This is a genomic window from Arthrobacter sp. Soil_N43 (genome assembly GCF_057655195.1).
The window spans coordinates 34442-59939 of sequence record NZ_JBDGML010000109.1; the positions used below are offsets into that span (position 1 = coordinate 34442).

The 25498-nt window shown below is 66.2% G+C and carries 21 protein-coding genes, 2 tRNA genes and 1 riboswitch; of the genes, 3 read left to right on the top strand and 20 right to left on the bottom strand.

Going from position 1 to position 25498, the window contains the following annotated elements:
- Positions 1-56: 56 nt before the first annotated feature.
- Positions 57-1022, bottom strand: a complete 966-nt coding sequence (locus tag AC3A3W_RS16200) for a methylenetetrahydrofolate reductase (RefSeq protein WP_487444045.1) — start codon at positions 1020-1022, stop codon at positions 57-59.
- A gap of 405 nt (positions 1023-1427) precedes the next feature.
- On the opposite strand from AC3A3W_RS16200, the gene AC3A3W_RS16205 reads away from it, so the two are divergent.
- Positions 1428-1631 (top strand): hypothetical protein, encoded by a 204-nt coding sequence (locus AC3A3W_RS16205; RefSeq protein WP_487444046.1) that lies wholly within the window; start codon positions 1428-1430, stop codon positions 1629-1631.
- A 46-nt stretch (positions 1632-1677) separates the two neighbouring features.
- Here the strand turns inward: AC3A3W_RS16205 and AC3A3W_RS16210 are convergent, their stop codons facing one another.
- From AC3A3W_RS16210 to AC3A3W_RS16220, 3 genes are all read right to left on the bottom strand, one after another.
- Positions 1678-2880 (bottom strand): ROK family transcriptional regulator, encoded by a 1203-nt coding sequence (locus tag AC3A3W_RS16210; protein WP_487444047.1) that lies wholly within the window; start codon positions 2878-2880, stop codon positions 1678-1680.
- Between the two features lie 174 nt (positions 2881-3054).
- A complete protein-coding gene (locus AC3A3W_RS16215) occupies positions 3055-4203 on the bottom strand; it encodes a class I SAM-dependent methyltransferase (RefSeq protein ID WP_487444048.1) in 1149 nt (382 codons plus the stop codon).
- A gap of 93 nt (positions 4204-4296) precedes the next feature.
- A tRNA-Ala gene (locus tag AC3A3W_RS16220) sits at positions 4297-4372 on the bottom strand.
- Positions 4373-4619: 247 nt separating this feature from the next.
- Between AC3A3W_RS16220 and AC3A3W_RS16225 the strand changes: the two genes are divergently transcribed.
- Complete coding sequence (locus AC3A3W_RS16225) at positions 4620-5006, top strand: Hpt domain-containing protein (protein ID WP_487444049.1); 387 nt, start codon at positions 4620-4622, stop codon at positions 5004-5006.
- Positions 5007-5094: 88 nt separating this feature from the next.
- Here AC3A3W_RS16225 and AC3A3W_RS16230 read toward each other — a convergent pair.
- The 12 genes from AC3A3W_RS16230 to AC3A3W_RS16285 form a co-directional block, all read right to left on the bottom strand.
- Positions 5095-5170: transfer RNA gene (locus AC3A3W_RS16230), tRNA-Ala, on the bottom strand.
- Positions 5171-5310: 140 nt separating this feature from the next.
- Positions 5311-5712 carry a ribosome silencing factor gene (gene rsfS / locus AC3A3W_RS16235; RefSeq protein WP_205654029.1) on the bottom strand — a complete coding sequence of 134 codons (402 nt, stop codon included), beginning with the start codon at positions 5710-5712 and terminating at the stop codon, positions 5311-5313.
- A 44-nt stretch (positions 5713-5756) separates the two neighbouring features.
- Positions 5757-7130 carry a hypothetical protein gene (locus tag AC3A3W_RS16240; protein ID WP_487444050.1) on the bottom strand — a complete coding sequence of 458 codons (1374 nt, stop codon included), beginning with the start codon at positions 7128-7130 and terminating at the stop codon, positions 5757-5759.
- A 7-nt stretch (positions 7131-7137) separates the two neighbouring features.
- Complete coding sequence (nadD, locus tag AC3A3W_RS16245; protein WP_372433869.1) at positions 7138-7866, bottom strand: nicotinate-nucleotide adenylyltransferase; 729 nt, start codon at positions 7864-7866, stop codon at positions 7138-7140.
- A complete protein-coding gene (locus AC3A3W_RS16250; protein WP_487444051.1) occupies positions 7811-8035 on the bottom strand; it encodes a hypothetical protein in 225 nt (74 codons plus the stop codon). Before AC3A3W_RS16250 ends, nadD begins: the two co-directional genes overlap by 56 nt.
- 99 nt (positions 8036-8134) lie before the next feature.
- Positions 8135-9484 (bottom strand): glutamate-5-semialdehyde dehydrogenase, encoded by a 1350-nt coding sequence (locus AC3A3W_RS16255; RefSeq protein WP_487444052.1) that lies wholly within the window; start codon positions 9482-9484, stop codon positions 8135-8137.
- Positions 9485-9510: 26 nt separating this feature from the next.
- Complete coding sequence (gene proB / locus AC3A3W_RS16260) at positions 9511-10608, bottom strand: glutamate 5-kinase (protein WP_487444080.1); 1098 nt, start codon at positions 10606-10608, stop codon at positions 9511-9513.
- Positions 10609-10672: 64 nt separating this feature from the next.
- A complete protein-coding gene (gene obgE, locus AC3A3W_RS16265) occupies positions 10673-12262 on the bottom strand; it encodes a GTPase ObgE (RefSeq protein WP_487444053.1) in 1590 nt (529 codons plus the stop codon).
- 118 nt (positions 12263-12380) lie between these two features.
- Positions 12381-12644 (bottom strand): 50S ribosomal protein L27, encoded by a 264-nt coding sequence (gene rpmA / locus AC3A3W_RS16270; RefSeq protein WP_003803426.1) that lies wholly within the window; start codon positions 12642-12644, stop codon positions 12381-12383.
- Between the two features lie 60 nt (positions 12645-12704).
- On the bottom strand, positions 12705-13013 hold the full coding sequence (rplU, locus tag AC3A3W_RS16275) for a 50S ribosomal protein L21 (RefSeq protein WP_003803420.1): 309 nt from the start codon (positions 13011-13013) through the stop codon (positions 12705-12707).
- Between the two features lie 344 nt (positions 13014-13357).
- Positions 13358-14908: a bifunctional hydroxymethylpyrimidine kinase/phosphomethylpyrimidine kinase gene (locus AC3A3W_RS16280; RefSeq protein ID WP_487444054.1), complete on the bottom strand. Its 1551-nt coding sequence runs from the start codon at positions 14906-14908 to the stop codon at positions 13358-13360.
- A riboswitch (TPP riboswitch) is annotated at positions 14891-14988 on the bottom strand. (Overlaps the previous gene by 18 nt.)
- Positions 14989-15166: 178 nt before the next feature.
- Entirely contained in the window at positions 15167-18553 is a 3387-nt protein-coding gene (locus tag AC3A3W_RS16285) for an Rne/Rng family ribonuclease (protein WP_487444055.1), read from the bottom strand.
- A gap of 464 nt (positions 18554-19017) precedes the next feature.
- On the opposite strand from AC3A3W_RS16285, the gene AC3A3W_RS16290 reads away from it, so the two are divergent.
- A complete protein-coding gene (locus AC3A3W_RS16290) occupies positions 19018-19701 on the top strand; it encodes a vitamin K epoxide reductase family protein (RefSeq protein WP_487444056.1) in 684 nt (227 codons plus the stop codon).
- Between the two features lie 110 nt (positions 19702-19811).
- Here the strand turns inward: AC3A3W_RS16290 and ndk are convergent, their stop codons facing one another.
- Genes ndk through ileS form a run of 4 tightly spaced genes read right to left on the bottom strand, consistent with a single transcriptional unit; the run spans position 19812 to position 25424 of the window.
- Positions 19812-20231 carry a nucleoside-diphosphate kinase gene (ndk, locus tag AC3A3W_RS16295; protein WP_487444057.1) on the bottom strand — a complete coding sequence of 140 codons (420 nt, stop codon included), beginning with the start codon at positions 20229-20231 and terminating at the stop codon, positions 19812-19814.
- Between the two features lie 40 nt (positions 20232-20271).
- Positions 20272-20736 carry a DUF4233 domain-containing protein gene (locus AC3A3W_RS16300; protein ID WP_487444058.1) on the bottom strand — a complete coding sequence of 155 codons (465 nt, stop codon included), beginning with the start codon at positions 20734-20736 and terminating at the stop codon, positions 20272-20274.
- Positions 20737-20739: 3 nt separating this feature from the next.
- Positions 20740-22101 carry a bifunctional folylpolyglutamate synthase/dihydrofolate synthase gene (locus AC3A3W_RS16305; RefSeq protein ID WP_487444059.1) on the bottom strand — a complete coding sequence of 454 codons (1362 nt, stop codon included), beginning with the start codon at positions 22099-22101 and terminating at the stop codon, positions 20740-20742.
- A 5-nt stretch (positions 22102-22106) separates the two neighbouring features.
- Entirely contained in the window at positions 22107-25424 is a 3318-nt protein-coding gene (ileS, locus tag AC3A3W_RS16310) for an isoleucine--tRNA ligase (RefSeq protein WP_487444060.1), read from the bottom strand.
- Positions 25425-25498 lie beyond the last annotated feature (74 nt).

Below are 25498 nucleotides of genomic sequence, written 5' to 3' on the forward strand. Positions count from 1 at the left end.
CAGTGTTGTCAGCTGGCGCTGTTGTCAGCTGGCGCTGTTGTCAGCTGACGCTGTTGTCAGCTGGCCAGCTGGCGACGGGCGAGCGCGTTCAGGCGGCTGGACGAACGGGCCGGCCGGGCAAGTGACAGCTTGTCCAGCACCTCCAGCGCGCTCTGGTGCTCGTTGAACGTGTAAATGTGGAGTCCAGGCGCTCCGGCGTCCAGGGCCGAGTTGGCCAGGTCCACCGTTGCGCTGACGCCGATTTGGAGCCGTTCGACGTCGGTCTCCGCCGCCGCCAGCCGCTCGATGAGCTCGGGTGCGGGTTCGACGCCGGTCAGCTCGCCGAGGCGCTTGAGCCTCCGCAGGCTGGTGAGCGGCATGACGCCGGGGATGATCGGGATGGTCACGCCGGCGCGGCGCGCCCTGGTGAGGAGGTCAGCATACTGGTCCGTGTGGAAGAACACCTGGGTGATCGCGAAGTCGGCGCCTGACCGCTGCTTAGCGAGCAGCACTTCGACGTCGTGGGCTTCGCTGGGCGATTCCGGGTGCCGCGTCGGATAGGCCGCCACACCAACGGCAACCTTTCCGGCGCACAGCAGGGCCGAGCGCCGCTGCTCCACCCGGCGGATGAGCTCAATGAGGTCCTGGGCGTAGCGCAGAGACCCGCTGACCGGTTCGCCGCTGTCCTTGGGCAGGTCGCCGCGGAGAGCGAGGATGCCGCGGACGCCGGCGTCGAGCAGTTCGCCGATGATTTCCGCGAGCTCTGTCGGTGTGTTGCCAACGCACGTCAGGTGGGCCAGCGGGCGGAGGGTGGTCTCCAGCACCAGGCGGTTGATGAGTTCGACGGCGGTGTTCCGGTTGGAGCCGCTGGCACCGTAGGTGACCGACACGTAGTCAGGATCGGTGGCTTCCAATTCCCGGATGGTGGTCCACAGGGTTTCAGCCGCAGCAGGCGAACGCGGCGGAAACAGCTCATAGGAGAGCGCCACCGGTGCGGTGTCGGAGAGATTTGGATGTGTGTCTATAAGGCTTGGTGGTGACATTTGCGTCCTTGGCTATGGGCCATTGAAGGCTGGACTGCCGTGGCGTGGCCCGTGCAGTTTGCGGTCAATGAATTGAGTTTGGGGAACACGAAACCGACTTCGGCAGGGCGCAGCCGCGACTGTTACGCCTGAATAGAAGCAGTCCGTGAGCAAATGTCAGGCCCACATGGGGGCACCCACACCCTCCTTGGCGGCCGCATGGCGGCACATCCGCAGCGGAGGATCGCTGACACGTTACCTCGGTAACTTGTATAGAACTCTAGGAGTCGCGCGGAGCCCGTTCAAGTTGGGAATCGAATTAAGACGCATTCTTACGGCCCCTTGACAGCCCGACACAGAATTTTCTTCGCCGACCGCCCCTCCGCAGCCCTCCCTTTGGCGCAGGAAGGGGTCTATTCTTTTGCCATGATCCAGCTACCCGCCAGCTACCAGGAATATCTTGCCAAGCAGGACCAGCACGTTATTGACACCGTGCGGCCCGTGCTGATGCAGTCAGCAGCTGACCAGCTGCATGGCGTCCGGGTTGTCTACAACGCCGGCTCTACCGGCCACCAGGCACACCTTGATGACACCATTCCGTACGGAACGATCATCGAGGACATCGACTGACTGATCCATCTGGCAACAGCCGTCGGGCCTGATCACGCCAGAAGGCTCATCCCTCGAGCAACAGGCGCTGCGCGCGGGGCGCCAGCGTGTGCTCCAGGACGAGGCAGGCAGCACCCACGGCACCCACGTCTTCGCCCACGCCGGTTCCCACCACTTCGATGGCGTGAATGTTTCCGGCGTCGCTGTTTTGCCTGATCAGTTCGGGGACCCGGTCCAGGTAGCGCTTAGACAGCGGAGCCCAGAACGGTCCGCCGAATACAACACGGTCGACGTCGAGCGTGTTGGCCACCACGGCCGCCGCGCGCGCCACCAGCACCGCAGATTTGTCGATGATCGCGGCCGCTGCGCTGTTACCGGCGTCGGCAGCTTCGCACAGCCGGGCAAACCCGTCCTGCACGGCCGGTCCGCTGGACAGCGGACCTGCAGCGTCCAGGACTCCGGCGGCCTGGGCTTCCGCCACGAGGACCTGCGGGATGCACGACGACTTGACGCAGCCCCGGAGGCCACAGTCACAGGGCGGGCCGTCGGGGTCAACGATGATATGGCCGATTTCACCGGCATTGCCGGACGCGCCGCGCACCACTTCGTCGTTGAGCACGATGCCGCAGCCAATGCCGGTGCCCATGTACATGAAGACGAAGCTGCCGGTGCCGCTGGGGCCGCCGGCCCAGGTTTCCGCGACGGCGGCACTGGTGACGTCCTTGTCCATGAGGACTGACATGCCCGTGGCGTCGGCCAAGGCGTCCCGGAGCGGAACACGGTCCCAGCCGGTCAGGAGCGGCGGCTCCACCACCGTTCCCTGGTCATGGTCGATCGGTCCCGGCGCGGCCACGCCCAGCCCGGCTATCTTGCCCTGTTCCACGCCGGATGCCTGGATCAGCTGCTCAATCTCTCCGGCGATGGCGGCTATCACGGCGTCCGGGTCGCCGTCGGCCGGGGTTTTGATTTGCGAGTGCTGGACCACGGCACCTACGAGGTCCAGCAGCACAAACGTTGCGACGGCGGGGTCCAGGTGCACGCCCACGGCGTACATGCCCGACGGGTTGAGGCGGAGAATGGTTCGCGGTTTTCCCGGCCCGCTCCCCTCCTTTCCCGCTTCGACGATGAGGTTCTGGTCCAGCAGGCGGCGGGAGATGTTTGAGATGGTCTGCGGGGACAGGCCAACAATCTGCGCGAGCTCAACGCGGCTCAGGCCTCCGGACGAACGCCGGATCGCGTCCAGGATGACGGTCAGGTTGAAGTCACCCATGCGGGGCAGGTTTGTTCCGCGCCTAGGTGAGGGCTGGCGGATCTCGGTCAATGAATCCCCTAAGCATCGTCGGTGGGCCACTATCGATGTCTGAATCGTACGTTACCTGCCGGTATACGGGTATGTCCCACGCGCGAATGCGGGAGCGCGGCGGCAGGCGCCGCCGGCGGGGGCCTAACCGGCCCGCCGCTTGACGCTCACAGCCACCGTGAATTTCGGGTTACGGCCCTTGACGCGAGTGGGGCCGACGTGCCTTTCGAGCGACGGAACATAGCGCAAATGGCTGTTGAAGACCGTCCAGAGCTCACCGCCCGGGGCCAAGACGCGGGCTGCGGCCTCGAACATTTTGATGCCGGCGCCTGCGTGCACGCTCGCTCCAAGGTGGAAGGGCGGGTTCAGCAGGATGAGGTCGGCGCTGCCGGGCTGGAGGGAAGCCATGGCGTCGTCCTGCAGCACCGAAACCTGACCGTCCAGGCCGTTGGCCTTGGCCGTGGCCGCCGCGGAGGCCGCGGCGGCCGCTGACTGGTCCGTGGCGATGACTGCCGACGCGGGATGGGCGCGGGCGTACATGGCGGCCAGGATCCCGGTGCCGCAGCCCAGGTCCACGGCCGTGGCGGCCTCGGGCATCTCAGGGAGGAACCGCAGCAGGAAGCGTGTTCCGATGTCCAGGTTGGTACCGGAGAAGACGGCGCCGTGGGCGCAGATGTCGAGATCAAGTTCGGTGTTGTGCTGCGTCACGGGATAGGGCGGCTGCGGCTGCACGGGCCGGGCCCGCGAGGCAACGAGGACCCGGGATTTCTGCCGCGCCAGCTGCGGCTGGACGGATTCAAAGTAGCGGCCCAGTACGGCGTTCATGCCCAGGGACATATGCTTCACGCGGCCACCGGCCAGCACCACCGTCCCGGCGGACGCGTACCGCGCCACGGCGGCGCTGATTTCCTCGAGTTCGGCAAGGGTCTTGGGAAGCTGCAGCAGCACGAGGTCCGCGCCGCCCAGAAGGTCTTCGCCCAGGGGGAGCTGCTCGAAGCCGGCGGCAACGCCGAGGGCTCTCGCGTTGTTCCGCAGGGCACGCTCCCCCGTGATGAGATCCTGGTGCACCCGGATCCGGGCGGGCACCCGGGACGGTACACCCGCGAGCAGGGCGAGCGTTATCGCCCCGTAGCGGTCGCCGATGACGGCAACGTCGCTCTCCGGTGTCAGAAGTTCCGCGGCCGTGTCCAGCAGCAGCGTGTCAGTGGCATCCCATGCCTGCAGGTTCGCCGCCTCGACATCCGGGTATCTCCGGAGCATGCCCAGGACCTGCCCAAAACCGTTCTCAGTCACGTACCGCTGCCGCCTGTTCGTCGCCTCTTGCCTCTGCCCGCCAGATGCATAACGCAAAAGGACCGCCCCGCGGGACGGTCCTTCGCTTGTTCTTGGTGGAGCTGAGGGGACTCGAACCCCTGACCCCCTGCATGCCATGCAGGTGCGCTACCAGCTGCGCCACAGCCCCGAACTGTCGCTGCTGCCGGTCTTCGTGTTTCCCGGAAGCAACCTGAATAGCGTAATGCACAATCCCCCGGAAGCGAAATCGAGAAACCCTGGTGCCGGCACGACGCACGGGTGGGGTTCACCTGCCTCTGAAAATACAGTCTTGATCCGAACATGCGGGAACTCTTCCGCGGCCTTGAGGTCCATGCGCGAGCATTCAAGGAGCCGCACAGCAGCGTTGCGGCACCAACAGAACCAGGAGGACTGCGGTGGCTGATGAACAGGACCTACCCCCGCTGGACAGCGGCGTGCTGCGGTCCTTGGCAGACGAGGCTGGACCATCAGTGGCCCAAGCGTTTATCGAGGAATACCTGCAGCTGCTGCCGGTTCGCGCGGCGTCCATCCTGCGCGGACTGGCCAGCGAAGACCCCAAATCAGCAGTCGAGCCGCTGATGAGCCTGAAAGTTACGTCGGCCATGGCCGGGGGCCTGCGGCTCGAAGAGTACTGCCAGAAACTTGAGCATGCCCTGAAGCGCGGACACAGGCCGGACCCGGTTGCCGTGAAGGCGGTGCTGTTCGCAAACATCCGGCTGCTCGTGCGTGAGGCCACCCGCCAGGGCTACCTGCCGAGCCAGCGCCCCGAAACTCCGGAGTAGCCGGCACTCCAGCCGGGCATGCACGCTGCAAGGTGGGAGACAACAAAAAACCGCTGGAACCAAGCATCTGCCTTGGTTCCAGCGGTGGTGGTGGAGCTGAGGGGACTCGAACCCCTGACCCCCTGCATGCCATGCAGGTGCGCTACCAGCTGCGCCACAGCCCCAATTTTCGCCACTTCGGCGCCTTCGGCTTCCGCCTGCGGGCCCGTCCTACTGTCCGGATCGCTCCGAAGCAACTCAAATATCTTAGAACAGCGTTTCCGAAAATTCCAAATCGGGCATATTCGGCGCTGTCCAGCACCTGCTACTCGGAATCCGAGCCTGCGGCAGCCTTGGCCGAGGTGTCATCACCCAGCTGCAAATCCACCACAGGGCAGTCCTTCCAGAGCCGCTCGAGGGCGTAGAAGACGCGGTCTTCCTCATGCTGGACGTGGATCACGACGTCCGAGTAATCCAGCAGCACCCAGCGTCCGGCGGAGCGTCCCTCGCGACGGACCGGGCGGAGGTCCTGCTTGATGAGTTCCTCTTCGATCCCGTCAACGATGGCGTTGACCTGGCGTTCGCTGGGGGCTGACGCGATCAGGAAGACGTCGGCCAAGGCAAGCCGTTCGCTGACGTCGAGGGCCACAATGTCCTGGGCAATCTTGTCCGCCGCAGCCCTCGCTGCGTGTCGGGCTGTGGCGATGGATGAATCAGATGCAGTCACGGGACTCCTTGTAGTGGTGTAAAACCTGGTGTTGATTGTGGAAGTCAGCGTGAGAGGCCGCTGATGATCATGATGACGCCGGCAATGAGGGCCAGGACTCCGAGGGCCAGCACACCCAGCTGGAGAATGCGGAGCCGGTTGGCCCTGCCGAGGCCTGCCGTGGCCGCATCCAAGGGCTCCAGGCCATAGGCGGACTTCGCCGATACCGGCGGCAGCCCTGCGAACTCCTCGGCCGCTTCCGCATCCCGGCCGGCGTTCACGTGGGGAGGGGTGACCGGCGCGGCGGCCGCCTTGGCGGCGGCTTCAGCACGGGCGATCACCCGTGCACGTCCAGTCGACGGCGAATTGCCGCCTGGCCCCTTGGAAGGGCGGGAACCCTTCGCGGGTATGCGTGGTCCGGGATTGGTCACTACCGGAACATACGATGTGGCCGGGCGCTTCATGACGGGACGGTCCACGCCAGGCACCTGGACGAACTCCAGCGGCGTCACCATGGCCAGGTTGCTGGCGGTCGACGGACCGTTCTGGGGCTGCGCCGGAGTGGCCTGTTCAGCCAGTTTCTGCTTGGCCAGGGCCCGCTTGTTGAGCACGGCGGCGCGCTCGGCCAAGGCGATCTGCTGGGCCAGGATTTCAGGATCCACAGCTTCGGGATCCGTCGCCGCAATGTGCTCCATCTTGGCGATCTGGTTCTTGGCCTGTTCGGCGAGGAGGGCGCGCGCCTCAAGGGCCTGCTCAACGGTCATGCCCTCGGGCAGTTCCTGGGAAGCGTCGGACGGCGACTCCGGGGTGGCTGACTTTGGGGCCACCTGTGGCCGGGCCGGAGCGGGCGTTTGGGCCGGCGTCTGCGGCTCGGCCGGCGTCTGCGGCTGGGCAGTCGTCTGCGGCTGGGCCGGGCCTTCGCCGGCGGCGGGCGGAACCACCGGAATGGCAGAGGTGACGGCCTGTTCCAGCTGCATCAACCTGAGCTGGCGCCGCGTGGGAGGCCCGCCGGCTGACAGCTGCCCTTCCTTTTCCGCGAGTTCCTTGATGGTGCGCAGCGCGGCCCGATCCCTCGCCCTGATCTGCGATGAACGCTCGGCAGCCGACACGGCCGGAACGGAATCCACCGGACCCGGCGCGACCCGGCGGACACGTCCGGTTGCTGAGCCGGGACGCGTTGCCTCCGCGCCCCGGGCGGTGTCCGACTTCCGTCGGTCCGCCGGCATCTGGGGGCCAGGCTGCTTCGCGGCAGGCCGGGCCGGCTCAGCCTTGTTCGTGGCAGGCTGGTTCGCGGCTGGTTTTTTCGTCGCAGGCTGTTTTGTTGCAGGGGCTACCTCACCGGCACCGGCGGTGCTGGCGTCCCGGATCTTACCCTGGGCTTCATCTCGGGCCTTCCGTAGTTCACGGCGGCTGCGGATGGGAGGCTGTTCCTGACTCATCTAAAACTCATTCAGTGCTGGCGGGATCGTCTGTCTCGGTAAGCGCAGAGCTGGTTTGTTCAGCCGGCGGTGCGGCATAAAGTCCGTATTTGGCGATGTACTGGACCACCCCGTCCGGCACGAGGTACCAGACAGGATTGTGGGCCGCCACGCGTGCACGGCAGTCCGTCGAGGAAATCGCCATGGCCGGCACGGTCAGCAGGCTGACATCCTTGCGGCCCATGCCGTCCAGTTCGTGCCCGGGGCGCGTGACTCCCACAAAGTGGGCCAACGACCAGAGCTCGTCAATGTCTTTCCACGACAGAATCTGCGCCAGGGCGTCCGCACCGGTAATGAAGAACAGATCAGCGTCGGGGCGCTGGCGCCGCAGATCGCGGAGGGTGTCGATGGTGTAGGTAGGACCGGGACGGTCCACATCAACCCTGCTGACCGTGAACCGCGGATTCGATGCCGTGGCAATCACGGTCATCAGATAGCGGTGCTCCGGCTCACTGACTTTCTTGCTCGACTTCTGCCACGGCTGGCCGGTCGGGACGAACACGACTTCGTCCAGTCCAAACTTGGCGGCCACTTCGCTTGCCGCTACGAGGTGGCCGTGATGGATGGGGTCAAACGTCCCACCCATCACGCCCAGCCTCAGCCGGCCTTGCCGGCCGCCGTGGTGCAATGCGGCAGAAATGTTAGTGGCCCTGGCCGTGGTCGTGCTTGTTGGGGTGCTGGCGGTGCGGATCTGCATGCTCGTCCACCGGAGCGTGGCGGTTGCCCAGGTTCGTGTAGGACAGGGTAACGAACATCATGACCAGAAGGATGGCAAAGATCGCAATGCCAAAGACCCACGGCTCCGCCCACAGCGGGGCCCGTTCTTCGTGTTGGGCGGCGGACAAGGCGACCTGCTGGAGCAGCATTTTTTCCCCTAGGGCTGAAAGGATGACGACGGCGGCATGTCCCGCCGTTCCGGAGTTCTGTACTATGTTACCGCGTTGTTTGCCGCGGTAACGGCGGCGCTAGCCGCGGACCTGGCCTTCGCCCTGCACGATCCACTTCGTGGTCGTGAGTTCGGTGAGGCCCATCGGGCCGCGCGCGTGAAGCTTCTGCGTGGAGATGCCGACTTCGGCCCCCAGACCCAGCTCGCCGCCGTCGGTGAAGCGCGTTGACGCGTTGACGATCACTGCGGCAGAGTCGATCTCCGCGATGAAGCGTTCGGCGTTCGCCAGGTCATTGGTGAGAATGGCCTCGGTGTGCCCCGACGTCCACGTGCGGATGTGCTTCACAGCATCATCGAGGCTGTCCACCATGGCCACGGCCAGGTCCAGGTCCATGTATTCGGTGGCCCAGTCCTCATCGGTGGCCGGCACGGTCTCGACAGTCGCGGGGAGCGCCGCCCGGATCCTCTCATCGGCATGCAGCCTGACGCCCGCCTTGCTCAGCGCCGCGGCCACCGCCGGGAGGACCGTGGAGCCGGAGTGGACCAGAAGCGTTTCCACCGTGTTGCAGACGCTGGGCCGTTGGGTCTTGGCGTTCAGGAGGATCTCCACGGCCATGTCCTCGCTGGCTGACTCGTCAACGAAGATGTGGACGTTGCCCTCACCGGTCTCGATCACCGGCACGGAGGAGTTGTTGACCACGGTCTGGATCAGTTCACGCCCGCCGCGGGGTATCAGCACGTCAACGCGGCCGCGGGCGCGCATGAGCACGTTTGCCCCCTCACGGCCGTACTGGTCCACGGTCTGGACCGCATCGGCGGGAAGGCCGACGGCGGCGAGAGCCTCGCGAAGTACGCGGATGAGGGCCTCGTTGGTGGCCGCAGCCGCGGTTCCGCCGCGCAGGATGACGGCGTTGCCGCTCTTAAGCGCCAGGCCTGCGATATCGACGGTGACGTTGGGACGCGCTTCATAGATGGCGGCCACCACGCCCATGGGAACGTTGACCTGGCGCAGGCGCAGGCCGTTCGGCAGGGTCTGGCCGCGGACAACGTTGCCGACGGGGTCGGGAAGGCCGGCGAGGTTTTCCAGCGCGCCGGCAAGCGCCTCGATCCGGGCGTCGTCGAGGGTCAGCCGGTCGAGCAGGGCGGCCGATGTCCCATTGGCGCGGCCCGCCGCCACGTCCTTGGCGTTCGCCGTGAGAATGTCGTCCTTGCGCTCCAGGAGGGCGCTGCCGATGGCCCGGAGGCCCTTGTCCTTCAGGGCGCGGTTGGCGCGGGACATGCTGCGGGCCGCCTCGCGGGAACGGTCGGCGATCTCGTATACGGCCGCCTCGACCTCAGCGGGTGAGGGCTGGCTGTTTTCCGGCCTGGAAGGGACCTGCGTAGCGTCGGTGGATGTCTCTGCTGCTTGGTTCATCAGTGCCTCAGTCATCATTCAAGTCTAGGTGAGTCCGGCCGTTAGACCAGAACCAGGTCGTCAACGTGAACAACCTCACGGTCGAAGCCGCGGCCCAGGGACTCCCCCAGCTCCACGGTGGAACGTCCCAGCATTTGCGGCAGCTCGTCGGCCGAATAGTTGACCAGGCCGCGGGCAATGACGGTGCCGTCCGGCGAAACCATTTCGACGGCGTCGCCCGATTCAAAGTGGCCTTCAACTGACGTAATACCCGCCGGCAGCAGCGAGGCGCCGTTGTCCCGCACGGCGGTCACGGCGCCGTCGTCGAGAAGCAGTCGTCCCTGCACGTGCGCCAGGTGGGCGAGCCACATCATGCGCACGGACTTGCGGCCGCTGTTGACGGAGAACCAGGTTCCCACGTCTTCGCCGGCCAGCGCGGCGGCCGCGTTGGCCGTCGAGGTGACGAGGGCGGGAATACCCGAATCGGCGGCCATCGTGGCGGCCTCGACCTTGGTCTGCATGCCGCCGGTGCCGACGCCGGCCTTGCCGGGGCTGCCGATGGTGACGCCTTCCAAATCCTGGGGGCCGTCCACCTGCGGGATCCGCTTGGCTCCCTTGGAGGGCGGGCCGTCATACAGGGAGTCGACGTCGGACAGCAGGATCAGCGCATCGGCACGGACCAAGTGGGCCACGAGGGCTGAGAGCCGGTCGTTGTCGCCGAAGCGGATCTTGTGGGTGGCGACGGTGTCATTCTCGTTGACCACCGGAACCACGCCCAGGTTCAGCAGGCGGTTCAAGGCCCGGAACGCGTTCTGGTGGTGGCTGCGCCGCATCAGGTCATCCGCGGTCAGCAGCACCTGGCTCACGGTCACGCCGTGCGCCGCGAAGGCGTGGGTGTAGCGGGCCATGAGCAGCCCCTGCCCAACGCTGGCTGCGGCCTGTTGCGTGGCGAGGTCGCGGGGGCGCTTGACGAGGCCCAAGGGTGCCAGCCCCGCAGAGATGGCGCCGGAGGAAACCAGAATGATTTCGGTGCCCTCGTTGCTCTTGGCGGCCAGCGCGTTCGAGAGTTCGATCAGCGCCTCTTCGGAGATTCCGCCCTTGATGCTCGTGAGCGACGACGATCCGACCTTGACGACAATGCGGCGGGCCCTGGCGAGCATGCTGCGGTCGTCGGTTCTTGGTTCCTCGATGACAATTGCGGAATTATCAGTCACGTGTGCGGGTTCACTCCTCATGTTGGGTGTTCAGTCCACTCTCCTTGAGCGGCCGTGCGGCACGGCGCCCACTGACTGATTCGGTCCAGATGCCCGCCTTGCGCTCGGCCTCCAGCTCGGCACGTGCCGCTGCCTTGGCCTCGCGGCGTTCAATCTGTTCGTCGCGCTTCTGGCCACGGGTGGGCCGGTCCCCGATGTCTGCAAAGCGGACATCGGTGCCGCGCGGCGACGCCAGCAGTTCGGCGCCTGCCATCATCGTCGGCTCCCAGTCGAACACCACGCCGTCGTCTTCACCGATCACTACGGTGTCGCCGGGCTTGGCACCCTGCTTGAACAGCTCGGTTTCCACACCCAGCTTGGCAAGCCGGTCGGCGAGGTAGCCGATGGCCTCTTCGTTCGTGAAGTCGGTCTGCTTGACCCAGCGCACGGGCTTCTCACCCAGAACACGGAACAGCGGCTCCAGGTTCTTCTCCTCGCGGCGGATCTTGAAGCCGGCCTCGTTGACTGCACGGGGGCGCAGCACAGGCGCGTGCACCTTCGGCGGTGTGGCGGCCACCGATTCACGGGCGGCCTTGACGATCTCCGCCATGGCAAATCCGAGTTGCCGGAGGCCTTCGTGGCTCGTGGCCGAAACCTCGAACACGCGGTAGCCCCTCGACTCCAGCTCCGGGCGGACGAACTCGGCCATGTCCTTGCCGTCAGGCAGGTCAACCTTGTTCAAAGCCACCAACCGGGGCCGGTGGTTCAGCGGAACAACCTCGCCGTCGTTGCCGGCATAGCTCATATCAACGGCGTACTTCTCGAGTTCAGCTTCGATGATGGCGAGGTCGGAGAGTGGATCTCTGTCAGATTCCAGCGTACCGCAGTCCAAAACGTGAACCAAAGCGGCGCACCGCTCGACGTGCCGCAGGAAGTTGTGTCCCAGGCCCTTGCCTTCGCTCGCGCCTTCGATGAGCCCGGGGACGTCGGCGATGGTGAACCGCACGTCGCCGGCCTGCACGACGCCGAGGTTGGGGATGAGCGTCGTAAACGGGTAATCGGCGATCTTGGGCCTCGCGGCGGACATCGCGGCGATCAGGCTTGACTTGCCGGCGGATGGGAATCCGACCAGGGCGATGTCGGCGATGGACTTCAGTTCCAGCACGATATCGCTGGACTCGCCCTCGATGCCGAGCAAAGCGAAGCCCGGTGCCCGGCGCTTCTGGGATGACAGCGCAGCGTTGCCCAGTCCACCCAGGCCGCCTGCCGCCGCAATGAACTCCGTGCCTTCACCGACGAGGTCGGCGAGGACGTCGCCGCCCTTGGTCTTGACCACCGTGCCGTCCGGGACGGGAAGGATCAGCGTTTCGCCGTTCTTGCCGCCGCGCCAGTCCCCCATGCCGGGGCCGCCGTTGGTGGCGTGCCGGTGAGGCGCATGGTGGTAGTCCAGCAGCGTGGTGGTCTGTGAGTCCACGCGGAGGATGACGTCTCCGCCGTTGCCGCCGTTGCCGCCGTCGGGCCCGCCAAGGGGCTTGAATTTCTCACGGTGCACGGAGACGCAGCCGTGGCCGCCGGTACCGCCGGATACGTGCAGTACTACCCGGTCTACAAAGCTCGCCACGGTGAATCTCCTCTATTGCTTAACTCGGCCGTGCTGGACGTCCAAATTGATTGTAATGCGGTTAAAAGAACAGTGGAGCGGGCCATCATGGCCCGCTCCACCGGTTCAGATCCTGTTGTTACTCTGCAGCTGCAGCAGCAACGATGTTCACGACCCGACGGCCGCGGCGGGTGCCGAATTCAACGGCGCCTGCCTGCAGTGCGAACAGCGTGTCGTCGCCACCGCGGCCAACGCCTGCACCGGGGTGGAAGTGGGTGCCACGCTGGCGGACGATGATCTCGCCTGCGGAAACTACCTGGCCGCCGAAGCGCTTGACGCCGAGGTACTGGGCGTTGGAGTCACGACCGTTGCGAGTGGAGCTCGCGCCTTTTTTATGTGCCATTTGGAATGCCTGCCTTTAAATTCTGGGGAATCTGCTGAAAACCTGAACAGTAACCAGAGGTTACTTGATACCGGTGATCTTGACCTTGGTCAGTTCCTGACGGTGACCCTGGCGCTTCTTGTAACCGGTCTTGTTCTTGAACTTCTGGATGACGATCTTCGGACCGCGAAGGTCCTGAAGGATCTCAGCCGTAACAGTTACCTTGGCCAGGTCCGCAGCTGCGGATGTGACCTTGTCACCGTCTACCAGGAGCAGTGCGGGCAGCTCAATGGTGCTGCCGGCTCCACCGGCGACGCGGTTCAGGGTAACGAAGTCTCCAACGGAAACCTTCTCTTGGCGGCCGCCTGCGCGGACAATCGCGTACACCACTTGGGAACTCACTTCTCTCGACGTTTATTACTAAATTTGCGTGCGGAACCTGGGGTCCAAAGTTGTTTGGTCCGGCTCTCGCTGTGCCTCAACGCCGTGGATCCGCGGGGGAATCCGTGAGCTATCCCCGGAACAATGCCGATTGGAATTCCAAAAGGACTGTTCCCGGGGTCATAACCCAAGTGTTGGCGTAAGCACCGAAGATCTAGAATACGCTAATTTTGCCTTCGGCCGCAAATGAGGCTGGTTTCGGCGGGTTGTCCGTGATAAGCACCACAGGGCTGTTGCACCGACCTGCCGTCACCGTGCGCGTTTATCTTACCGGCTCCTGCGCCGGAACCCGTTCAGCTGTGGAGTCGCGGCGCGTCGAAGAATTCCACCTCGTACCGGGAGGACTGCCTGAAGGCCGTCAGCATCCGGCTGCGTTCCGCGTCGGAGGCCGCGCGCCCCGCTGCGTCCGCGATCCCAATGGCCTGCCTGGTGGCCTCCGCGAAGCCCTCGTCGGCGTACGTGCGCAACCACTCGGCGTAGGGGTGTCCATCAGGGGCTCCGGCGGCCAGGAATTCGCCATGCAGGGTCTCCCCTACTTCGGCGTAAAGCCAGAAGCACGGGAGTACCGCCGCCACCAGTACGGCGTAGCTCCCCGAGGCCGACGCCGCCAGCAGGTGGTCCACATAAGCTTTGGTGACCGGTCCGAGATCCGGCAGCACGCTGCGGGTGCTGAGCCAGCTGCGGTGCAGCTCGGACTCGACCTCGAGGCACTGCTGCGCGGAACGGGCCCAGAACAGCTGCTCGGCCTCGGTGGGAGCGAGCGCGCTGGCCCGTGCCAGGACGCGCGAATATCCGTTGAGGTAGATGGCGTCCTGTGCAAGGTAGTAGGCGAACTCGTTTTCGGGAAGCGTGCCTTCAGCCAGCCCGCGGATGAATCCCAGCCCGTAGATCGCGTCGAGGTCCGCGGCCGCCTCCGCATGGAGCAGGTCCGCAAAACTGCCCTCCGGGGCATCGCCTGCGGACACCAGGTGGTGGAAGTGGTGGACGGGCCCGTTGCCGTGTCCCACCTCAAGCTGCCCGGACGTGCGGAGGGCCTCCTCCAGCCACGGCTTCACGGTGCGCAGGGACAGTTCCCAGTCCCCGAGCCGGGCCTGTGCGGTGGCCATCGCCGAGGACAGGGAACACCCGGTCCCGTGGCTGTTGCGCGTGGGTACCCGCGCGCCGTCCACCACCACGACGTCCGCGGAAAGAGCGCCGCCCGTATTCACAAGGGCGTCCGGGCAGTCCTCACCATCCAGGTGCCCGCCTTTGACGAGGACGGTGGCCCCCGTCTCGGCGGCCAGCCGTTTGCCCTGCTCCAGCGCGTCCGGCCAGGTGGGGGCCTCCGGCTCCCCCAGCAGCATCGCAAGCTCGGCGAGGTTGGGAGTGATCAGGTCAGCCAGCGGCAGGAGCTCCCGCAGGGCGGCCTCGGCGGACTCCTGCAGCAGCCGGTCCCCGCTCGTCGCCACCATCACCGGATCAAGGACGACGACGCCGGGGCGCACCTTCTCCAGCCAGGTCCGAACCGCGGCGATCACCTGTGCGTCGCCCAGCATGCCAATCTTCACGGCGTCCACGGCGATGTCGTCGCTGACAGCGGCCAGCTGTGCCGCCAGGAACTCGGCCGGCGGAACGTGCACGGCGCTGACGCCCCGGGTGTTCTGCGCGGTCAGCGCCGTGATGGCTGCCATGCCGTAGCCTCCGGTGGCAGCGATGCTTTTCAGGTCGGCCTGGATGCCGGCCCCGCCGGACGGATCCGAGCCGGCTATGGCCAGGACACGGGGAATGCTGCGGGTGGCGCGAACAGCCTCGCCAGGCGCGGGCCGGACATGGTGCAGGGCAGGTAGTGAAGACAAAGAAGACATCCCTTCGCCGGTGCTAACCGGTCAGGTTCAACGGGTTTGGATCTCAGCCGGCTCCGTGCGCGGCACCCCGTGTCAGTCCCCCAGCCTAGTTGCTCGCTCCGCTTTAGGCACTGCGTTGCAGTTTGCGACCGGCCTGATGCACCCCGCAGCCCGTTCCTGGCCCCGCAGCCGGTCCTGGCGTTAAAGCACAACGGGCCGGTGCCGCGATTGCGGCACCGGCCCGGTGAATCAGGTCAGCCCAGACGGAAAGCCGTCAGCTCAGAGCTCGGACGCCGGCACGCCGACGCCGAGAATGATCGGCTCGCTGGCCGGCTTCGGGGCAATGGTCCTACCTGCATCCGGAGCCTTGGCTTCGTGCGAGTGCCCGGCTGCCGGTGCCGGCGCCGTCTCGTGGTGTTCCACCGACGTCTCGTTGGCTGCGCCCTGCGCCCGGCTGGCACTGCGGTTGCGGCGCGGCCGGCGGGTGCGGGGCTGCACTGCCGAGTGGTCAGCGAAGCGCTCGGCGTCGCTTTCGGCGGCCGCGGCAGGGCGCGTCCCGGCCCGTGCGGCAGCAGGCTCCGGAGCCGGCTGGGCAGCAGGCGCCTCGCCGGCAGCAGGTGTCTGGTCCGCCGTCGGCTTCTGCTCAGCGGGAGCAGCCGGCGCGCCGAGGTGCGCGAAGGCTTCCTCCAGCCGGTCCAGTGTCAGGGCAGGAGTTTCCGATGCCGGCGCGCCGGCGTGCTCGACGAAGGGAAGCACCACTTTCTCGCCGCCGAAGGTCAGCACGGCACCGGGACGGCCTGGGACGCTCTCCGTGTCCGGGGTGCGGTGCACCACGGGACTTTCCGGGCCGGACTGCGCCGGTGCGGCGGCGGCAGCGGCAGGACGCTGTGCGCCGGCTGAGGCTGCCTGGTGGGCGGCGTCCTCATGAAGGTGCGCTGCGTGCGCCGCGGCCGCGATGTTGGCCAGTGCGGCACGCGTCGCCTCTGCCTTGGCGTGCCGCTCGGCCTCCGTGGGCTCATGGTGGACGGCGGCAGGTGCTGCGGGTGCCGTTTCCGGAACCTGACCGCCCTTGCCGCGCCGGCGGCTCTTGCGTTCGGTCCGAACGGGGGGCTGGTGCTCCGTCCGCGGAACGTGGTGCTCGGCGGCAACAACGTTCGCCCGCCGGTGTTCCACGGGCTCGTCGTGGGTGACCACGCCGCGGCCGGCACATGCCTCGCACTGTTCGCCGAAGACTTCCAGCAGGCCGGTGCCCATGCGCTTGCGGGTCATCTGGACGAGGCCCAGCGAGGTGACCTCGGCCACCTGGTGCTTGGTCCGGTCGCGGCCCAGGCACTCCACCATGCGGCGCAGCACGAGGTCGCGGTTCGACTCGAGCACCATGTCGATGAAGTCGATCACGATGATGCCGCCGATGTCCCGCAGGCGCAGCTGGCGGACAACTTCCTCAGCCGCCTCCAGGTTGTTCTTGGTGACGGTTTCCTCGAGGTTGCCGCCGCTGCCGGTGAACTTTCCGGTGTTGACGTCCACCACGGTCATGGCTTCGGTGCGGTCGATGACGAGCGAACCGCCGGACGGCAGGAACACCTTGCGGTCCAGGGCCTTGTGGATCTGCTCGTCGATGCGCCAGGCCGAGAAGATGTCCTGGTCCTTGGTCCACTTCTCGAGCCGGCCCACGAGGTCCGGGGCCACGTAGGTGACGTAGGCCTCGATGGTGTCCCAGGCTTCATCTCCGGAAACGATCAGCTTGGAGAAGTCCTCGTTGAAGACGTCGCGGACCACCTTGATGGTCAGGTCCGGTTCGCCGTACAGCAGCTCCGGAGCAAGGACCTTGGTGGACTTCGCCTGGCTGTCGATGCCCTCCCACTGCGCACGGAGGCGGTTGATGTCGTGGGTGAGTTCCTCCTCCGACGCGCCTTCGGCCGCGGTGCGCACGATGACGCCGGCGTCCTCCGGCAGGCGGTCCTTGAGGATCCGCTTCAGACGGTTGCGTTCGACGTCGGGCAGCTTGCGGGAGATGCCCGTCATGGAGCCGCCGGGCACGTACACCAGGTAGCGTCCGGGCAGGGAAATCTGGCTGGTCAGACGCGCGCCCTTGTGGCCGACAGGGTCCTTGGTGACCTGGACCAGAACGGAATCGCCGGACTTCAGGGCGTTCTCGATGCGGCGCTGCTTGCCTTCGAGGTTGACGGCCTCCCAGTTCACTTCGCCGGCGTAGAGCACGGCGTTGCGGCCGCGGCCGATGTCAACAAAAGCCGCTTCCATCGACGGCAGGACATTCTGGACCTTGCCCAGGTAGACGTTGCCGATCAGCGAGTCCTGCTGCGTCTTGGACACGAAGTGCTCGGCCAGCACGCCGTCCTCGAGGACACCGATCTGGATTCTGTCGTCGCGCTGGCGCACGATCATCTGCCGGTCCACGGATTCGCGGCGGGCCAGGAATTCGGCCTCGGTGATGACGGTGCGGCGGCGGCCGGTGTCGCGGGATTCGCGGCGGCGCTGCTTCTTCGCTTCGAGCCGGGTGGAGCCCTTGACGGACGTGACGCGGTTGTTGACCGGTGCCTCGCTGATGGCGCGGGGGGCACGGACGCGGGTCACGGTGTTGGGGGGATCGTCGTCTCCCCCGCCGGTGAGCTCAAGGTCCTGGTCGCCGCGGCGGCGGCGGCGCCGGCGGCGGGACGTCACGCCGTCGTCGGCCTGGCCGGCAGTTTCCTCGTCGGCGTCCTCGGACACGTCGGAGACCTCGGCGTCTGCCTCGGAGTCGTCGCGGTCGGTGACCTCACGGTCGGCGCGGTTCCGCCCGCGGCGGCCGCGGCTGCGGCGCCGGCGGCGTCCGCCGTCGTCGTCCTGCTCGTCCTCGCCGCCTTCGGCGTCGCTGTCCTCCGTGGCGGGAGCGGCAGCCGGACGGATCACCGTATTGAGGTCAGGCGCCTGGAAAATGATCGACGTGACCGATGCCGGCTCAAGGAAGAGCGAACCTGCCGGAGCGGACGGCTCCTCCTCGGTCTCGGCCACATCCTCGGCGGTTTCCGCTTCAGCGGCCTGCGCGGCGGCTGTCTCCGCCTGGATCTTCTCAACCGGCGTCTCTTCGACCCGTGTTTCCACGGCAGAGGATTCAGCAGTGGTCACTGGTGCTGCGGCTTCGGTGGCTTCCGCGGCTGCGGATTCCGGGGCCGCGGATTCCAGGGCCGCCGGCTGTGCCGGCTCTTCGGCTGCGGGCTCTGCCGTTTTCGGCTTGGCAACGCGACGCCGGCGCACCGGCTTCGCTTCAGGTTCGGGAGCGGTCTCGGGGGCACTTTCGACGGGGGCCGGTTCAGCGGCAGCCGGTTCGCTGGCTGCTTCGGCGAATGCGGGGAGCGGCTCGTCGGCAACCTTCTTGCGGGAACGCGTGCGCCGCACGGGGGCTTTGGCCTCGGCAACGGAAGCTTCCACTGCGGTCACTTCGGAATGCGCTGCCTCCACCGGTTCCGACACAACGGACTCGGCCGACAACGCGGGCTCACCGAGGACAGGCTCCTGCAGCGCCGGCTCCGGCAGCGAGGCCTGGGCCTCGGCTTCCTTTACCTTGGGCGCTGCCTTGCGCCTCGTGCGGGTGGCCTTCTTGGGAGCTTCCGCTTCCCCGCTGGCTGCCGGATCTTCATTAACGGCGTTTAACTGGTCATTATCCATATGTGGCGACACTCCTGCCCCTGACATGCCGCCACATCCGGCACCCGTTGGGGCACATATTGTCAAAACCCGCAGGCGTTGACAGAAGTCAATTGGATACCCTCAGGTTCGCACCGGCAGTGGGGTGCGGCAGCCCTGAAAGGCCGGCGGAAATGTTACTGGAACCCGTTGTTTCTGCAATCCACAACCAGGTGCCGTCCAATGGAATGCGGGAGGCAGGATTTCCGTTATCCGGGCCTCCGCTGCTTCTCATTGGCGGTCTTGGGAACAAGCCACCGGACTGGAACCCGAATGTGGTTCGCGATCCAGCCACGTTCATTCTCTCACACAGCAGTTCAAAATCGCCGTCATTGCGTGACAAAGGCAGTCAAGTGCGCCGGGGGCGTCCCACTGCGCCAAGCTTTTACCCAGAGTACGGCGATACAATCTGGGCAGGAGCACACCAGATAAAGGACGCCAGCCCCATGCCCAGCATTTCGTCTTCCACCGGCACGGATTCCGAGCACGAGTACGCCGGCGAAGCCCTCAGACCTTCGGCATCTGCCGAGGCTGCCCAGCCAGCCATGACCCGCGACCGCCCCTTCGGGTGGCTGCTGGTCATCACCGGCATCGTGGGATGGCTCGCTTCGGGCATCCTCGTGCTGGAAAAGCTTGAGGTTCTCAAGGACCCCAACCACACCACCGTGTGCGATGTGAACCCGTGGATCTCCTGCGGCCAGGTGATGCAGACTCCGCAAAGTTCAGTTTTCGGCTTTCCCAACATGTTCATCGGCATTGTGGCCTTCGCCGTGATCATCACGGTCGGAATGGCGCTGCTGTCCGGCGCCCGGTTCAGCCGGTGGTACTGGCTGGGACTGCAGACCGGCGTGACGCTCGGCTTCGCTTTCGTCGTGTGGCTCTGGTTCCAGGCACTCTACGAGATCCGCATCCTGTGCCCGTTCTGCATGGTGGTGTGGGCAGCCATGATTCCCCTTTTCGTCTGGGTCACGGTCCGCAACATTGTCCGCGGGGCCATCCCGGCGCCCGCCGCCGTGGCCAGGGTTCTCGGCGATTCCGGATGGATCATCACCGCACTGCTCTACGTGGCCGTCATCGCCACCATCTTCTTCGCCTTCATCCAGGTGTTCATCGGCACCTCCGGCTTCTGATCGCCCAGCGCGAACGTACACTTAAGCCCCCACACCCAGCGCGAACGTACACTTGTGGCCCCTGCTTCCGAAGAGACAGGGGCCACAAGTGTACGTTCGGGCTTGACTGGCTAGGGCTGGAACCAGATCTTGATCTCGCGCTCGGCCGAGTCGACGGAATCCGAGCCGTGGACCAGGTTCTGCTGGACCTTCAGGCCCCAGTCGCGGCCAAAGTCACCGCGGATGGTGCCCGGAGCCGCCGTCGTGGGGTCCGTGGTGCCGGCCAGCGAGCGGAAACCCTCGACGACGCGGTGGCCTTCGAAGATCGCGGCGACCACAGGGCCGCTGAGCATGAAGTCGACCAGCGGCTCGTAGAACGGCTTGCCCACGTGCTCTTCGTAGTGCTGCTCGAGCAGTTCCCGGGTGGCGTTGACCTTCTTGAGCTCGGCCAGGGTGTAGCCCTTCGCCTCGATGCGGCCAAGGATTTCGCCGGTCAGGTTCCGGGTGACGCCGTCGGGCTTGATCAGGACGAGGGTGCGCTCAATGCTCACAGCTGCTCCAATGCGGTTGGTTGTGGGTTTCCGGGTAAGTCTACGGGTTTTGGCCGGCGCCTTCATCGGAGGCTCCGTCCGAGTGCGCGGCTTCCCATTCGGCCTGTTCCCGGGCTCTTTGCGCGGCTTCCCTGTCGAGCCGGATGCCGGTCCGGATCCCGTACCACCAGGCCAGGGCAAACAGCGCGCCCACGAGGAACATCATCGGTTCCACGAAACCGCCGAGGATGAGCACCAGCTGCAGGAGCCAGCCGAGGCCAACGCCCCACGGTTTGGACAGGACGGCGCAGGCCAGCACCAACACCACGCTCAGCCCGATGCCCACGGACAGAATCAGCACCGGGGACAGCTCGCTGCGGCGCAGTCCGAACACGGCCAGCGTGGCGAAGAAGGCCACGAAGCCTTCCAGCAGCAGCACGGTGGACGCGAACATGACCTTGGTGGACCGGCGCTTCTTCGGCATGCCCGGCCGCCATTCCCGCTGGGCTTTCGTCAGCTTCGCCACGGGTCAGGCCTCCGTTTTTCCAAGCAGGATGCGGGCATCCGCCACCAGGGTGATGGAACCGGTCACCAGCACGCCACCGGCCAGGTCCTCGTTGGCCTCCGCCCGTTCCACGGCCCACTCGAGGGCGTCGTCCAGTTTCTCGGCGATGTGGATGTTCTCCTCGCCAAAACCGAGGTCGACGGCGAGCTCCGCCAGTTCCGCGGCGGGGACCGCCCGCGGCGAGTTCGACTGGGTGAAGCAGAATTCCTCGGCAAGGCCGCCGAGGGACTCCTTGAGCTGGCGGAGAATCTCCTCGGCGTCCTTTTCCCTGAGGACACCGACCACCACGACGATCTTGCTGAAGCTGAAGGCCTCCTCGATGGCTTCGGCCGAGACGCGGATGCCCTCCGGGTTGTGCGCAGCGTCCACGATGATGGTGGGCGCGGTGCGGAGCACCTCGAGGCGGCCCGGTGAGGTGACCGTGGCAAAGGCCTCCTGCAGCACCTCCGCGGACAGCTCCTTTTCGCCGCCCCCAAGGAATGCTTCAAGAGCGGCCACGGCAACGGCCGCGTTCTCGGCCTGGTGGGATCCGTGCAGCGGAACCATGAGGTCCTGGTAGCGCCCGGCGATGCCCTGGACGGTCACCACCTGTCCGCCGACGGCCACCTGCCGGGATTCGACGCCGAATTCCACGCCTTCGAACTTGAAGGGCACCTGGACTTCGCGGGCTTTCTCCAGCAACACCTGGGCGGCGTCCACCGGCTGGGCCGCACTGATGAGGAAGCCGCCGGGTTTGATGATGCCGGCCTTCTCGTAGGCGATGTCCTCTGTGGTGTCGCCCAGCAGGTCCGTGTGGTCAAGCGAGATGGGGGTCACCACTGACACCTGGCCGTCACCCACATTGGTGGCATCCGTGATGCCGCCGAGCCCCACCTCCATGATGGCCACGTTCACCGGCTGGTCGGCGAAGACGGCGAAGGCAAGGATGGTCAGGCATTCGAAGTACGTGAGCCGGGGCTGGCCCTCGGCAGTGAGTTCGTCGTCCACGATCTGCAGGTAGGGCCGGATCTCGTCCCAGATGCGCACGAACGTCTCGTCGGACACCGGGGCCCCGTCCAGGCTGATCCGTTCCGTGACCTTGGACAGGTGCGGGCTCGTGTAGCGGCCGGTGCTGAGGCCGTGGGCGCGCAGGCCGGCCTCGATCATCCGGGCCGTGGAGGTTTTTCCGTTGGTGCCGGTGATGTGGATGATCGGGAAGGCCTTGTTCGGCTCCCCCAGCACATCCATGGCGCGGAACAGCGGCGCCAGCCGAGGCTCCATCTTGTTTTCCGGCGCCCGGCCCAGCAGCTCGGCGTAGACGCTCTCGACGGAAAATTCGTCAGTCATATGATTCAGGCCTCTACTTTTTCGACGGCGATCTGCAGCTCTGTGTCATCTCCGTTGGAGTGCAAGCCCAGTTCCACCGTGAGTGTCTCGGTCACCACGAGGTGTTCGTGCGCCTTCAGGGCGTCGACAAGGTTCAGAGGCGCCGAGATCGTGGTCCGAATCCGGTCGCTCACGTTGAGTCCGGCGTCCTTGCGCGCCTGCTGGATGGAGCGGACCATGTCCCGCGCCAGCCCTTCGGCCTCGAGCTCGGGCGTGACCTCGGTGTTCAGGACCACAAAACCGCCGCCCGGCAATACTGCGACAGAGGCTGAACCGCCCTCGGACTCTGCCACCACGGTCTCGAGTGTGTATTCCTGCGGCTCCAGCTCGAGCCCGCCGGCGGTCACCACTCCGGCGTCAGAAACTGACCAGTCACCTGACTTGGAGCCCTTGATGGCGAGCTGGACGTTCTTGCCCAGCCGCGGGCCGGCGGCGCGGGCGTTGACCACGAGCTTCTGCTCGATGCCGAACTCCTCCGGGGAGGCACTGGCGGCGTCAAGGAGGCGGACGGAGCGCAGGTTCAGTTCATCGGCGACGACGGCAGCGAACCCTTCCAGGGCATCCGCGCCGGGTGCCACGACGGTGAGTTCCTGCAGCGGCAGGCGCACGCGCAGGTTCGCGGCCTTGCGCAGGGACGACCCGGTGGAGCAGATCTGCTGCACGCGGTCCATTGCCTCGACCAGCGCAGGGTTGGCCGGGAACAGCTCGGCGTCCGGCCAGTCGGCCAGGTGCACGGAGCGTCCGCCGGTGAGGCCGCGCCAGATCTCCTCGGACACCAGCGGCAGCAGCGAGGCGGACACGCGGCAGACGGCCTCGAGCGCGGTGTAGAGCGCGTCGAAAGCGTCCACGCTCTCGTCGAAGAAGCGCTGGCGGCTGCGGCGCACGTACCAGTTGGTGAGCATGTCCAGGTAGCTGCGGAGTTCATCGCAGGCGCCGGAGATGTCGTAGCTGTCCAGCTGGGCGGTCACATTGCGGACCAGGTCCCCGGTGTTGGCCAGCAGGTACTGGTCCAGGGTGTCGGAGTAGCCGTCGTAGCGCAGCTTGGCGTCGTAGCCGGCGCCGCCGGCAGCGGCGTTCGTGTACAGCGTGAAGAAGCTGTACACATTCCACAGCGGCAGGATGACCTGGCGGACGCCGTCGCGGATGCCCTGTTCGGTGACCACAAGGTTGCCGCCGCGCAGGATGGGGCTGGCCATGAGGAACCAGCGCATGGCGTCGGAACCGTCGCGGTCCAGGACCTCGGAGACGTCGGGGTAGTTGCGCAGGCTCTTGGACATCTTCTGCCCGTCCGAACCCAGCACGATGCCGTGGCTGATCACGTTGCGGAAGGCCGGACGGTCGAACAGTGCCGTGGACAGGATGTGCAGCATGTAGAACCAGCCGCGGGTCTGCCCGATGTACTCCACGATGAAGTCCGCCGGGTTGTGGGTGTCGAACCACGCCTCGTTCTGGAACGGGTAGTGGACCTGGCCGTAGGGCATGGAGCCGGAGTCGAACCAGACGTCCAGGACGTCCTCCACGCGGCGCATGACGGACTGGCCCTCTTCCGGAGTGCGGGGGTCGTCCGGGTTGGGGCGGGTCAGTTCGTCGATGAAGGGCCGGTGCAGGTCGATCTGGCCGTCGTTGTTCAGCGGCAGGCGGCCGAAGTCCGCCTCGATCTCGGCGAGCGAGCCGTAGACGTCGGTCCGCGGGTACTCGGGGTCCGTGGACTGCCAGACAGGGATGGGGCTGCCCCAGTAGCGGTTGCGGCTGATGGACCAGTCGCGGGCGTTGGCGAGCCACTTGCCGAACTGGCCGTCCTTGACGTTCCCGGGGATCCAGTTGATCTCCTGGTTCAGCTCGGACATGCGGTCCCGGAACTTGGTGACCTCAACGTACCAGGAGGAGACGGCGCGGTAGATCAGCGGGTTGCGGCAGCGCCAGCAGTGCGGGTAGCTGTGCTCGTAGCTGGCCTGGCGGACCAGGCGCCCCTGGGCGCGCAGCACCTGGGTGATGGGCTTGTTGGCCTCGAACACCTGCAGCCCGACGATGTCGTGCAGGTCGCCGTGGGCGAACAGGTGCAGGAACTTGGCGCCTTCGTCCACGGACAGGATGACCGGGATGCCGGCCTCCTCGCAGACCTTCTGGTCGTCCTCACCGTAGGCGGGTGCCTGGTGGACGATGCCTGTTCCGTCGGTGGTGGTGACATAGTCGGCCACGAGGAACTGCCACGCGTTTTCGGTGCCGAACTTCTCGGTGTCGCTGAAGTCGTGCCACAGCGGCTCGTAGCGGAGCCCTGCGAGCTCGGCGCCGGTGTGGGTGGAGGTGACGGTGGCGGCCGCGGCAGCGCCGTCGTCGTACCCCAGGTCCTTCGCGTAGGTGCCCAGCAGGTCTTCGGCCAGCAGGAAGCTGCCGGTGACGGGTGCGTCCGCCGAGGCGGCCTTGACGCCGTTCGGCCCGGCGGGCAGCACCGCGTAAGTGATGTCAGGCCCGACGGCGAGCGCCAGGTTGGTGGGCAGGGTCCAGGGAGTGGTGGTCCAGGCGAGTGCCTGCACGCCGGCCAGCTGCCGGGAGAGTTCCGACTTCCCCGGCGTGATGGGGAACGTCACCGTAACGGTCTGGTCCTGGCGGTTCTTGTAGACGTCGTCGTCCATACGCAACTCATGGTTGGACAGCGGCGTCTCGTCCTTCCAGCAGTAGGGCAGCACGCGGTAGCCGTTGTACGTCAGGCCCTTCTCGTGCAGCTGCTTGAAGGCCCACAGCACCGACTCCATGTACTCGACGTTGAGTGTTTTGTAGTCGTTGTCGAAGTCCACCCAGCGGGCCTGGCGGGTGACGTAGGCCCGCCATTCGTTGGCGTACTTCATGACCGATGCCCGGCAGGCGTCGTTGAACTTGTCGATGCCCATGGCCTCGATCTGGGTCTTGTCCGTCATGCCCAGCTGCTTCATTGCCTCCAGCTCGGCAGGCAGCCCATGGGTGTCCCAGCCGAAGCGGCGCTCGACGCGCTTGCCGCGCTGGGTCTGGTAGCGGCCCACCAAATCCTTGGCGTAGCCGGTCAGCAGGTGTCCGTAGTGCGGCAGGCCGTTGGCGAAGGGAGGGCCGTCGTAGAAGACGAACTCGTTGCTGCCCGGGGCGCCGCCGGGCAGGTCAGCGCTGCGCTGGTCAATGCTCGCCTGGAAAGTGCCGTCCTCGTCCCAGTACTTGAGGATCCGCTCCTCAATCTCCGGAAACTTCACGGAGGTGGATACGCCGGAGGTGTTGGCGCCTGGCGCTGCGGCAGAGGCCTTGGGGTAATAGGTCATCTCGACATCCTGGGTTGAGCTGGTGAACAAGTGGATCATTCAGGATGCGAGGACGGCCCGTGCACTGCTGGCCG